Annotated in this window: 10 protein-coding genes and 1 pseudogene; 10 read left to right on the top strand and 1 reads right to left on the bottom strand. The window is 59.9% G+C overall.

Going from position 1 to position 12,289, the window contains the following annotated elements:
* Positions 1–172: 172 nt before the first annotated feature.
* From arnB to PMI27_RS0229240, 10 genes and pseudogenes are all read left to right on the top strand, one after another.
* Entirely contained in the window at positions 173–1,321 is a 1,149-nt protein-coding gene (gene arnB, locus PMI27_RS21840; protein WP_008155322.1) for a UDP-4-amino-4-deoxy-L-arabinose aminotransferase, read from the top strand.
* Positions 1,318–2,337 carry an undecaprenyl-phosphate 4-deoxy-4-formamido-L-arabinose transferase gene (gene arnC, locus PMI27_RS21835; RefSeq protein WP_008155320.1) on the top strand — a complete coding sequence of 340 codons (1,020 nt, stop codon included), beginning with the start codon at positions 1,318–1,320 and terminating at the stop codon, positions 2,335–2,337. The genes arnB and arnC overlap by 4 nt, the downstream gene beginning before the upstream one ends.
* Positions 2,334–4,325 carry a bifunctional UDP-4-amino-4-deoxy-L-arabinose formyltransferase/UDP-glucuronic acid oxidase ArnA gene (arnA, locus tag PMI27_RS21830; RefSeq protein WP_008155318.1) on the top strand — a complete coding sequence of 664 codons (1,992 nt, stop codon included), beginning with the start codon at positions 2,334–2,336 and terminating at the stop codon, positions 4,323–4,325. The genes arnC and arnA overlap by 4 nt, the downstream gene beginning before the upstream one ends.
* A complete protein-coding gene (gene arnD, locus PMI27_RS21825) occupies positions 4,325–5,209 on the top strand; it encodes a 4-deoxy-4-formamido-L-arabinose-phosphoundecaprenol deformylase (protein WP_008155316.1) in 885 nt (294 codons plus the stop codon). Before arnA ends, arnD begins: the two co-directional genes overlap by 1 nt.
* On the top strand, positions 5,206–6,855 hold the full coding sequence (gene arnT, locus PMI27_RS21820) for a lipid IV(A) 4-amino-4-deoxy-L-arabinosyltransferase (protein ID WP_008155314.1): 1,650 nt from the start codon (positions 5,206–5,208) through the stop codon (positions 6,853–6,855). The genes arnD and arnT overlap by 4 nt, the downstream gene beginning before the upstream one ends.
* Positions 6,852–7,196 (top strand): 4-amino-4-deoxy-L-arabinose-phosphoundecaprenol flippase subunit ArnE, encoded by a 345-nt coding sequence (gene arnE / locus PMI27_RS21815; RefSeq protein WP_008155313.1) that lies wholly within the window; start codon positions 6,852–6,854, stop codon positions 7,194–7,196. Before arnT ends, arnE begins: the two co-directional genes overlap by 4 nt.
* Positions 7,193–7,594, top strand: coding sequence for a 4-amino-4-deoxy-L-arabinose-phosphoundecaprenol flippase subunit ArnF (gene arnF, locus PMI27_RS21810; protein ID WP_008155311.1), 402 nt, complete (start codon positions 7,193–7,195; stop codon positions 7,592–7,594). Before arnE ends, arnF begins: the two co-directional genes overlap by 4 nt.
* Complete coding sequence (locus PMI27_RS21805; protein WP_008155309.1) at positions 7,591–8,970, top strand: UDP-glucose dehydrogenase family protein; 1,380 nt, start codon at positions 7,591–7,593, stop codon at positions 8,968–8,970. Before arnF ends, PMI27_RS21805 begins: the two co-directional genes overlap by 4 nt.
* Positions 8,971–8,975: 5 nt before the next feature.
* On the top strand, positions 8,976–10,565 hold the full coding sequence (locus tag PMI27_RS21800; RefSeq protein WP_008155307.1) for an ArnT family glycosyltransferase: 1,590 nt from the start codon (positions 8,976–8,978) through the stop codon (positions 10,563–10,565).
* A gap of 115 nt (positions 10,566–10,680) precedes the next feature.
* A pseudogene (locus PMI27_RS0229240) lies at positions 10,681–11,241 on the top strand (GNAT family N-acetyltransferase).
* Here the strand turns inward: PMI27_RS0229240 and PMI27_RS21795 are convergent.
* A complete protein-coding gene (locus tag PMI27_RS21795) occupies positions 11,192–12,157 on the bottom strand; it encodes a LysR family transcriptional regulator (RefSeq protein WP_008155304.1) in 966 nt (321 codons plus the stop codon). The pseudogene PMI27_RS0229240 and the gene PMI27_RS21795 overlap by 50 nt on opposite strands.
* Positions 12,158–12,289: the final 132 nt, after the last annotated feature.

Genomic DNA, 12,289 nt, shown 5'->3' on the forward strand with positions numbered 1-12,289 from the left:
CCTGCTTTTGGTCCCAACCTGCCGAGCATGGCAGCAAAAGTCAACTGATGTGCTTTCTCATGCATTTGAAGTAACTGACTGATGCAGCTTTTGTTTTATCGTCTAAGCTTGCACTGGATCCAATTTTTTTTTAGCCTCACAGGCTATTCGCTCTTCAGCCCCCGAGGTGTCCATGAGTCAGGCTTTCCTCCCCTTCTCCCGCCCCAGTATCGGCGATGAAGAAATTGCCGCCGTAGAGCAAGTATTGCGCTCCGGCTGGATCACTACCGGGCCGAAAAACCAGGAACTGGAAGAGCAATTCGCCAACTACGTGGGATGCCGTCATGCCGTGGCACTGTCCTCCGCCACCGGCGGGATGCACATCACGTTACTGGCATTGGGCATTGGTCCTGGCGACGAGGTCATTACGCCGTCCCAGACGTGGGTATCCACCGCCAACATGATCTGCCTGCTGGGCGCGACACCGGTGTTCGTCGACGTTGATCGCGACACGCTGATGAGTGACCTGGCAAGCATCGAAGCCGCGATCACGCCGCGCACCAAAGCCATCATTCCGGTGCACTACGCCGGCGCCGCGTTCGATCTCGATCCGCTTTATGCGTTGGCCGACAAACACGGCATCCCGGTCATCGAAGATGCCGCTCATGCAGCAGGCACCTTCTACAAAGGTCGGCATGTCGGCGCGAAAGGCACCGCGATCTTTTCCTTCCACGCGATCAAGAACATGACCTGCGCCGAGGGCGCCATGTTCGTCAGTGACGATGAGGCCCTGGCCAGTCGTGTGCGCATGCTCAAGTTTCACGGCCTTGGCGTCGACGCCTATGACCGCATGACGCACGGCCGCAAACCCCAGGCCCAGGTCATGGAGCCCGGCTTCAAGTACAACCTGGCCGACATCAACGCCGCCATCGCCCTGGTGCAGCTGGAGCGCCTGGACCAGATCAACGCCAAGCGTACGGAACTGGCCGGCGCCTACCTGCAACGCCTCGAAGGCTCAAAAGTGCAGCCATTGGCGATTCCGGCGTACCCGCAACAGCACGCCTGGCACCTGTTCATCCTGCGCATCGACACCGAGCGCTGCGGGCTGGACCGTGAAGCATTCATGAAGGCCCTGCAAGCACAGAACATCGGCACCGGCATTCACTTCATCGCCACGCACCTGCACACCTACTACCGCCAACGCTTCCCCAACATCTATCTGCCCAACACCGAATGGAACTCGGCACGGCTGTGCTCAATTCCATTGTTCCCCGACATGACCCTCGATGACGTCGATCGTGTGGTCGGTGCTATTGAAAACGTTATGGACTCAAGCCTGTGAAACCTTACCCAATCCGTTGCGTGTCGATCGTCATCCCGGTCTACAACGAGCAAGACAGCCTGCCCGAGTTGCTCCGGCGCACCGAAGCGGCGTGTCAGCAATTGCACCATGACTACGAGATTGTATTGGTCGATGACGGCAGTCGCGATGACTCGGCGCAGATCCTCGAAGCTGCCGCCAATCGCGAGGGCAGCCCGGTGGTGGCGGTCATTCTCAACCGCAACTACGGCCAGCACGCGGCAATCATGGCCGGTTTCGAGCAGTGCAAGGGCGATGTGGTCATCACCCTCGACGCCGACCTGCAAAACCCTCCCGAAGAAATCCCGCGGTTGGTGGCTAAGGCCGAGCTGGGTTATGACGTGGTCGCCACCGTGCGCAACAACCGTCAGGACTCGGCGCTGCGCCGCTGGCCTTCGAAGCTGATCAACCTGGCCGTGCAGCGCTCCACCGGCGTCGCCATGACTGACTACGGCTGCATGCTCCGCGCTTACCGGCGAACCATCGTCGACGCCATGCTTGCCTGCCGTGAACGCAGCACCTTCATCCCGATCCTCGCCAACAGCTTCGCCCGGCACACCACGGAAATCCTCGTGCTCCACGCCGAGCGCGAACACGGTGAATCCAAGTACAGCCCCATGCGCCTGGTCAATCTGATGTTCGACCTGGTCACCTGCATGACCACCACGCCCCTGCGTTTGCTGAGCATCGTCGGCTTCGGCATGGCGGCCCTCGGCGTGCTGTTCGCCACCGCGCTGATCGTGCTGCGCCTGGCCTTCGGCGCCCATTGGGCCGGCGACGGGACCTTCGTACTGTTCGCCGTGCTGTTCATCTTCACCGGTGGCCAGTTCATCGGCATGGGCCTGTTGGGCGAGTACCTGGGACGCATGTACAGCGACGTGCGCGCCCGCCCCCGGTTCTTTATCGAAAAGGTTCTGCGTGGTCAGCCTGCTGCCCCCGCTCCCGTTGTCACCGTTGACGGCCTCACTTCCACTTCTTCAGATCAGGTTCTCTCATGAGTGCAAAAGCTATTGTCTTCGCCTATCACGATATCGGCTGTGCCGGCATTGAAACCCTGCTCAGCTCGGGCTTTGAAATTGCCGCCGTGTTTACCCACGCCGATGATCCGAAGGAGAACGCGTTCTATGGCTCAGTTGCGCAACTGTGCGCCCGCAATGGCATCCCGGTGCACGCCCCGGAAGATGCCAACCACCCGCTGTGGATCGAGCGCATCAGCAAGCTCAACCCGGATTACCTGTTCTCGTTCTACTACCGCCACCTGCTGAGCGAACCGCTGCTGGCCACTGCCAGCAAAGGCGCCTTCAACCTGCACGGTTCGTTGCTGCCGCGCTACCGTGGACGCGCGCCGGCCAACTGGGTGCTGGTCAACGGAGAAACGGAAACCGGCGTTACCTTGCATCGCATGGTCAAGCGTGCCGATGCCGGCGCCATCATTGCCCAGCAAAAGGTTGCCATCGACCGCAGCGACACCGCGTTGACCCTGCACGGTAAGTTGCGCGTGGCCGCCACCGACTTGCTGCGTGACACCTTGCCAGCGTTGCTCGCCGGCAAGATCAGCGAAACCCCACAGGACGAATCCAAAGCCACTGTGTTTGGTCGTCGCACGCCAGCCGACGGCAAACTGGTCTGGAAGAAACCGGCGGAAGAACTGTTCAACCTGGTTCGCGCGGTGACCCAACCTTACCCGGGTGCTTTCTGCGCCGTGGGCGAGCACAAGCTGATTGTCTGGAGCGCAGAAGTCGCCCAAGGCAATGAAGGTCAAGCGCCTGGTCGCGTCATCAGCGTCAACCCGCTGCGAATCGCCTGCGGCGAAGATTCCCTGGTGATTACCGCCGGCCAGCGCAACGACAATGGCCTGTACCTGAGTGGCCCGCAACTGGCCAACGAGCTGGGCCTGGTGGACGGTTCCGTGCTGCGTGGCGCCGAGTCCGGTCGCGCCCCGCGTCGCACGCGCGTGCTGATCCTGGGCGTCAACGGCTTCATCGGCAATCACCTGTCCGAGCGCCTGCTGCGTGACGATAGATACGAAGTCTATGGCCTGGACATTGGCTCGGACGCCATCGAGCGTCTGCGCAGTCACCCGAACTTCCACTTCGTCGAAGGCGACATCAGCATCCACTCCGAGTGGATCGAATACCACATCAAGAAGTGCGACGTGATCCTGCCACTGGTGGCGATCGCCACGCCGATCGAATACACCCGCAACCCGCTGCGGGTGTTCGAGCTGGACTTTGAAGAGAACCTGAAACTGGTTCGCTACTGCGTCAAATACAACAAACGTGTGATCTTCCCGTCGACCTCCGAAGTCTATGGCATGTGCCAGGATCAGAACTTCGACGAAGACACCTCCAACCTGATCGTCGGCCCGATCAACAAGCAGCGCTGGATCTACTCGATCTCCAAGCAACTGCTCGATCGCGTGATCTGGGCCTACGGCCAGAAAGGCCTGAACTTCACGTTGTTCCGTCCCTTCAACTGGATGGGCCCACGCCTCGACCGCCTGGACTCGGCGCGTATCGGCAGTTCCCGGGCGATCACCCAGTTGATCCTCAACCTGGTGGAAGGCACACCGATTCGCCTGTTCGATGGCGGTGAGCAAAAACGCTGCTTCACCGACATTGCCGACGGGGTAGAAGCCCTGGCGCGGATCATCGACAACGACAACGACGCCTGCAACGGCCAGATCATCAACATCGGCAACCCGGACAACGAAGCCAGCATCCGCCAGTTGGGCGAAGAGCTGCTGCGTCAGTTCGAAGCCCACCCGTTGCGCGACAACTTCCCGCCGTTCGCCGGTTTCCGCGATGTCGAAAGCAAAGCGTTCTATGGCACCGGTTACCAGGACGTGTCGCACCGCAAACCGAGCATCGCCAACGCCAAGCGCCTGCTGGACTGGACGCCGACCGTGGAAATGAGTGAAACCATCGGCAACACGCTGGACTTCTTCTTGCGTGAAGCCATGCTCGAAATCGCGGACAAGCGTTAATGCAGGCAGGTCTTCGAATCGATGTCGACACGTACCGAGGCACCCGTGAGGGGGTGCCGCGGCTCCTGGAAATTCTCGATGAAGCGCAGGTCAAGGCGACGTTTTTTTTCAGTGTCGGGCCGGACAACATGGGGCGCCACTTGTGGCGCCTGATCCGTCCGCAATTTCTCTGGAAAATGCTCCGCTCCAACGCGGCAGGCCTGTACGGCTGGGACATCTTGCTGGCCGGCACCGCGTGGCCCGGCAAACCGATCGGCCGTGATCTTGGGCATTTGATGCGTCAAACCGTGGCCGCCGGGCATGAAGTCGGCCTGCACGCCTGGGATCATCACGGCTGGCAGGCCAATGCAGGACGCTGGAGCGACAAGCAGCTGATCGAGCAACTTCGTCGGGGCGTGGACACGCTCTGCGACATCCTCGGGCAAAACGTCGAGTGCTCGGCATCCGCCGGGTGGCGGGCGGACGAGCGCGTAATCGAGGCCAAGCAAGCGTTCAGCTTTCGCTACAACAGCGATTGCCGGGGCCAGAGCCTGTTCCGGCCGAGACTGGCCGATGGTGGTTTGGGTGCGCCGCAGATTCCAGTGGACCTGCCGACGTTCGATGAGGTAGTCGGCCCCCACGTGGCGGCCAAGGACTTCAACGCCTTCATTCTTGATCGCTTCAACCCCGAAAAACTCAACGTCTATACGATCCATGCCGAAGTAGAAGGGATTCTGATGGCCAACGATTTCCGCAAACTGCTCGCCGATGCGCGCCAGCGAGACATCCATTTTCAACCCTTGGGCGATCTGCTGCCCGAAGCCCCCGGCACCTTGCCGGTCGGCCGAGTGCTGCGCGGCACCCTGGAAGGTCGCGAAGGCTGGTTGGGAGTGCAAGGCGTATGAGCAAGCGCTGGGCATTGCCGTTGTTGCTGGGCATCTTCGTGCTGGCGTATCTGCTGCCGCTGGGCAGCCACGGCTTATGGATTCCCGACGAAACCCGCTACGCCCAGATCAGCCAGGACATGCTCCTGAGCGGTAACTGGGTGTCGCCGCATTTCATGAGTCTGCGTTATTTCGAAAAACCCGCGGCCGGTTACTGGATGATCGCCGCCAGCCAGGCACTGTTTGGCCAGAACCTGTTCGGCGTGCGGTTTGCCTCCGCCCTGAGCACCGGGCTGAGTGTGTTGCTGTGTTACCTCATCGCTCGCCGGATGTGGAACGATCCACGCAAGAGTTTTGCCTGTGCGCTGCTGTACATGAGTCTCACCGTCATCGCCGGCGCGGCGGGCTACGCCAATCTCGATCCGCAATTCACGTTCTGGGTCAATTCGAGTCTGGTCGCTTTGTGGTTTGCGCTGGACAGCGTCAACCGCACCCAACGCCTGATCAGTTGGGCCGGGTTAGGCCTGGCCTGCGGCATGGGGTTCATGACCAAGGGGTTCCTCGCCTGGTTATTGCCGGTGTTGATCGCCCTGCCCTGGATGCTCTGGCAAAAACGCTGGCGTGAGCTGCTGATCTACGGGCCGCTGGCGATTGCCGTGGCCATCGCCGTCAGCTTGCCGTGGGCCTTGGCGGTGCATGGCCAGGAGTCCGATTACTGGCGGTTCTTCTTCTGGCACGAACACATCCGCCGCTTCGCCGGGGACGATGCCCAGCATGACGCCCCGTGGTGGTACTACTTGCCGTTGCTGGTGGCGTTCAGTCTGCCGTGGGTGGCGTTGTTGCCAGCGGCGTTGCGGCAGGCGTGGCAAACACGACGTCAATCGAATATCGCTTTCCTGTTGTTGTGGCTGTTGATGCCGCTGCTGTTTTTCAGCCTCAGCAAAGGCAAATTGCCGAGCTACATCTTGCCGTGCCTGTTGCCGCTGGCGTTGCTGCTGGGCCACGCACTGGTGGACCGCTTGAAGCTTGAGCAAGGTCGGGTACTGGGCATCAATGGTTTGCTGAACCTGCTGCTGGGCCTGACGATCCTGGTGGCCCTGGTCTACCTGCAACTGAAAAAACCGCTCTACAACCATGAACTGCACAACCTGGTGCTGGTGTTCATCGGCCTGACCGGCTGGATCATGGCCAACCTGCTGCAAGCCTTCAGACCCTTGCAATGCTGGGCGGCACCGGCCTTCGGCAGTCTGCTGCTGATCGCCTTGTTGCCGGCCGGGCTGCCCGAGTCGGTGGTGGCCAACAAGATGCCCGACCAGTTCATCCTCGAGCATACCCAGGAACTCAGCCAGACCGACCAGTTGCTGAGCAACGACCTCGGCGCCGCCGGGGCCCTGGCCTGGCGCCTGAAGCGCCCGGACGTGGCGTTGTACAACACGATAGGCGAATTGAAATATGGCCTCGCCTATCCTGACGGCGCACAGCAGCGAGTCGACCCGAACCAGGTTCAAGCATGGATGCGCGAGGCCCGCCAGAGCGGTTCGGTCGGCGTGGTGATGCGCATCAAGGGTGACGACGAACTGCGCGAAATCGAACGGCTGCCCAAGGATGGCAAGCGCTATGAACAAGGCAACATTGTGATTCTGATTTTCCCTCAGGAGGCGTCATGAGCCTGTTACTGCTCTTGGCCGCCTGCCTGCTGACCTGCCTGGGCCAGATCGCCCAGAAATACGCTGTTGAAAGCTGGCGCGACAAGGCCTCGGGCTGGAGCGAGAAACTGCGTTCACCGTGGCTGTGGCTGGCGCTCGCCGCGTTGGGATTGGGCTTGCTGGTGTGGCTGCTGGTGTTGCAGCGCCTTGAAGTCGGCATCGCCTACCCGATGCTGAGCCTCAACTTCGTACTGATCACCCTCGTTGCCCGCTTCGTTTTCCACGAAACCATCGACCGTCGCCACTGGCTGGGTGTGGCGCTGGTGATCGGTGGCGTGGTGCTGCTGGGGCAACACACATGAACCTGCGTCGCGGAATTACCTTCGCACTGGGCAGCGTACTGCTGGTCAGTGCCGCGCAATTGGGCATGCGCTGGAGCATGAGCCGCCTGCCATCGCCCGAGCACTGGCTCACCACCAGCATCGATCTGAGCGCTATCGCCGTGGTGCTGGTCGCCATTTTCGCTTACGCCCTGTCGATGCTCAGCTGGCTTGCCGCCCTGCGGGATTTACCGCTGGGCCGGGCGTATTCGCTGCTGAGTATCAGCTACGCGCTGGTGTACCTGCTGGCCGCCAGCCTGCCGCTGTTCAACGAAGCGTTCAGCCTTTCAAAAACCATCGGGGTGGCCCTGGTCATCCTCGGTGTCATTACCATTAACTCTCGGCCTGCTCGCACGCGCGAACTCAGGAGTGCCCCATGAAAATCAGTGTATTTGGTAGCGGTTACGTTGGTCTGGTGCAAGCCGCCGTCCTGGCAGAAGTTGGCCACGACGTGGTCTGCATGGACATTGACGAGAGAAAAATCGAGCTGTTGCAGCAAGGCCACGTGAGCATTTTCGAACCGGGGCTGGCCAGCCTGGTGCGTGAAAGCCTGGAAGCCAAACGTCTACAGTTCACCACCGACGAAAAATTCGCAGTGCAGCATGGTCAGGTGTTGTTTATCGCGGTCGGCACACCGTCCCGAGACGATGGTTCGGCGGATCTGAGTTATGTGCTATCGGTGGGAGAAGCCGTGGCGCGTCATCGTGAACAACCGGTGATTCTGGTGGAGAAATCCACGGTGCCGGTGGGCACGGGTGACACCTTGCGCGCACATATCGACAAGTGCCTGATCAAGGTCGGCCGCTTGCTGCAGTTCGATATCGTCTCCAACCCGGAATTTTTGAAAGAAGGCTCGGCCGTGGCCGATTGTCGGCGCCCGGACCGGATCATCATCGGCTGCGAACGCGATGAAGTGCGTGAAGTAATGCGTGACCTCTACGCGCCCTTCAACCGCAACCATGACCGGGTCATGTTCATGGACCTGCGCAGCGCCGAGCTGACCAAGTACGCCGCCAACTGCATGCTGGCGACCAAGATCAGCTTCATCAACCAGATCGCCGAACTGGCCGAACACCTGGGCGCCGACATCGAATCGGTGCGCCTGGGCATCGGCGCCGATTCGCGCATTGGCTACCACTTCATCTACCCCGGTTGCGGTTATGGCGGCTCGTGCTTTCCCAAGGACATGCGCGCGCTGATCCACAGCGCTGAAGAGGCGCATTGCTCCAACGATTTGCTGAAAGCGGTAGAAGCAATCAACGAGCGTCAGAAGCACAAGCTGTTCGAGCGCATCAACGCGTTCTACAAGGGCGATTTGCGCGGCATGACCTTTGCCGTGTGGGGGCTGGCGTTCAAACCGAACACCGACGACATGCGCGATGCACCGAGCCGGGTGCTACTGGAATCGCTGTGGGCTGCCGGGGCCAACGTCCGCGCGTTCGACCCCGAAGCCATGCAGGAAACCCAGCAACTGTATCCCGATGAAGCCAAGTTGATGCTCATGGGCACGCCGGAATCGGTATTGTCCGGCGCTGACGCGTTGATCATCTGCACCGAATGGCAGCAGTTCAAGGCCCCGGATTTCAACCTGATCAAACAGCGGCTCAACACACCGATAATCTTCGACGGACGCAACCTCTACGACGCCGATCGCCTGGCTCGCGCCGGCTTCAAGTACTTCCCGATGGGCCGCGGTGAATCGCGCAATCTGCCGATTCCGCATCAACAGTGGCCCGCTGCGTCGGTCACCGCTTGATTGCAATGTCACCCGGTATCCGCCGACAGTCGCTAGGCCTGGGACTGTTGGCGCTGCTGCTGTTCAGCGCCGGGGTGTATCAGCAGGCGGTGATCGGCTTCGATTCGCGCTTCGTGTTGTTCGCTCAGGAAATGCTGCGCCACGGGCCGTCCGTTTTTCCGACCACCTATGGCCAGCCGTATGCGGACTATTCGGCGCTTGCGACGCTGTTCACCTGGCTGCTGTCGCTACCGTTCGGTCAGGTCAACAGCCTGAGTGCCTGGTTGCCGAGCGCCATTGCCGGGGCGGTGATCGTCACGTTGATGTACCGGTTGCTGGCGCCCTACTCCCAGCGTTGGGCGCTGCTGAGCATCGCCCTGATGCTACTGACCAACACGTTTGTCACCGAAGCCCGTGCCGTGTCCCTGGATCTGATGCTCGCGGCGGTGGCTTTTTCGGTGTTCTACCTGGGCTATGCCGCCGATCATTTCGCGGCAAAGCGCCGGTGGTGGCTGATCTTTGTCTTGTTGCTGATGGGTTTCGGGATTCGCGGGCCGATCGGGCTAGTGATTCCCACGGGCATGCTGTGCAGCTATTTCTTGCTCAATCGACAATGGCAGCATTTTTTTGGTTTTGGCCTGATGGCGTCGGTGCTGCTGGCCTTGTGCATTGGCGTGCTGCTGTGGCTGGCGGAAACCGTCGGCGGCCCGGAGTTCATGCACGACGTGGTGCGCATGCAGTTCATGGGGCGCCTGGACGGTAGCGAAGGCGTCAGCGGTTCGCTGTATTACTTCACCAGTTCGGTGGGCAACTATGCGCTCGCGTATCCATTGGCGTTGCTGGTACTGGCCGCCGTCTGGCTGACAACTCCGCGGCAGGCCGGTCCGGCATTGCGTCTGTTGCAGTACTGCACGGCAGCCGGCCTGATCGTGATGGTCGGGCTCTCGATCCCCCAGGCCAAAAAGGCCCGCTACCTGCTGCCGGTGTTGCCCATGGCAGCGATCATTGCGGCGTATCCGTTTCAGGTGGCGCAAGGTCGGGTATTCGCCTGGTTGCGGGGGTTGATGCAAGGGGTGTGGTTGTTGATTCCCGCCCTGTTGGCCGTTGGATTGATGGTCACTCACCGACGTTTTTCCGAGCAATTGCCGCCACTGCCTGCAATTCTGATCATCCTCGGCGCGCTGCAAGTCATTGCGCTGGCGGTGCTTTTGCGGCCCGGCTGGCGGGCTCAGACACTGGCCTTGTGCGCGGTCCTGGCGTTGTGGTCGGTCTACATTCTGGTATTCGAACCGGTCGAACGCCGACTCTACGACACCCAGACTTTCAGCCGCGCGGCATTCGCACTGGTCCAGAAAGACCCGGCGCCTCTGGTGCTGCACGCCATGGGTAAAGACGCCAAGGCGATCAAGTTCATGGTCAACATCGAGCAGGACTTACAGCCGGTTTTCACCGAATCGACCCAAGAACTGGAAAACCTTCAGCGGCCAGCGTGGTTGATGATGGATGAAAACGACTACCGCGCCCTGCAGGGCACGCCGTTGGGTGCGTTGCCGCCCGTGTTGAGCGGCAGTTTCGACAAAAACGATTACATCCTGCTGCACCTCAATCCCTTGTAGGAGCTGCCGGAGGCTGCGATCTTTTGATCTTATTCTTTTAGCTCCTCCGCTATTGTTGAAGATCAAAATCAAAAGATCGCAGCCTTCGGCAGCTCCTACATGAACCGTGATTAACATGATGATTACCTTGCGCCGTGCCCGATCTATCGACGCTGTTGCCCTCCCCGCCATCGAGCGTTCGGCGGCTGAACTGTTTCGCTGCGACCCTTCGCTGGCTTGGCTTGCCGATGCGCAGGTGACCGATGCCGAACAGCATCGCCGGGCAATCGAGATGGATGAGGTTTGGGTGGCGCAATCCCCTGATGGCGTACTTATGGGGTTTCTCAGCGCTGTTGAAGTCGACAACGAACTGCCTATTCAGGAACTGTCCGTCGGACAACACTTCCATGGCCAGGGCGCGGGTCGAAAGTTACTGTTAACCGCCGTTGCACATGCCCGGGAATGAGGACTCTACGGTCTGACGCTGACCACGTTCCGCGACTTGCTGTGGAATGAACCGTTTTATCAGCGCCTGGGTTTTGAAACATTGAGCCCAGCACAATGGGGTCCGCGATTAGCGACTGTATTAAACGACGAAGTCGCCCACGGCTTACCCGGCGAACGGCGTTGTGCGATGCGCTTGTGCCTTAGAGCGGCGCCTTCAAATCAACCCCCAACGCCTGGGCAAACGCCTTGACCAGCGGACTGCGCACGGTGTTATGGCGAAGGATCAGATTGAACGGCGTGACGATGTGGATGAGGTCCGGACGCACAGCCCGAAACTGCCCCTGAGCGACCATCGATGCGGCGTAATGCTGAGGCAGAAAACCCACGAAACGCCCGGTCTTGATCAACAAAGCCACCGCTTCGACCTGGCTGGCCGAGGCGGAAAAGCTGTCGTAGTGGGCAAAATTCAGTTTGTCGCGATGAATCGCGTAGCGGTGGTTGATGCACTCGTAATCCTTGAGCACATGACTGCCAATTTCTGCGTCCGGCACCGTGAACAACGGATGACCGACCGCACAATAAACTTCGGAGCGTTCTTCATAAAGCGCGTAGTAATCAAACTCTTCGCGCTTCTGATAAACCGGCACGATCCCTGCCACTAACCGCCCCTCTACCACGCCTCTTTCCACTTCATCCAGCTGAGAGGCTTGAAGTTGGAACCTTACTTTAGGCGATGTCTCATTAATTATTCTAAGCGCAGCAACTAACGGCGAATTAACGTCGGAAATAGTATTGTCAATAACCCCCACACCAAGGTCACCGATCAGTTCGTTTTGCGCTGAACTAAGGCGATCACGAAAGTTGTCGACCGAGGCAAATAAATCAATGGACGCCTGATACACCAGGCGACCCTCTTCGGTCAGGTGAAAACCCTCTCGGCCGCGGGTGCACAGGCGCATGCCGATGCGGATCTCCAGGTCGGAGATTTGTTTGCTGATGGCTGCCAGTCCCACATTCAGCTCGTTCTGGGCGGCACTGAAACCGCCGGCCTCGACCACGGCCTTGAACACTTTGAGCAGTTTGAAGTCCAGACCGCTGAGGGTCAGCGGTGCCCGATGACCCGTTTTCAGCGGCGGGTTTCCGGAATTGGAAAGTGGGGTTTCCATAATGCCTATTTACCTCTGGCGCCCTATTCAACAACCTGTGTCCAACAACAAAAATAGTGCTGGTAAATAATAATGACCACAGAAAACCAGGCTTGGCAACCGCTAATAAATCCCGCACATCAGTGCCAACTC

The sequence above is a fragment of the Pseudomonas sp. GM41(2012) genome, assembly GCF_000282315.2.
In the GTDB taxonomy this organism is placed as follows: Bacteria; Pseudomonadota; Gammaproteobacteria; order Pseudomonadales; family Pseudomonadaceae; genus Aquipseudomonas.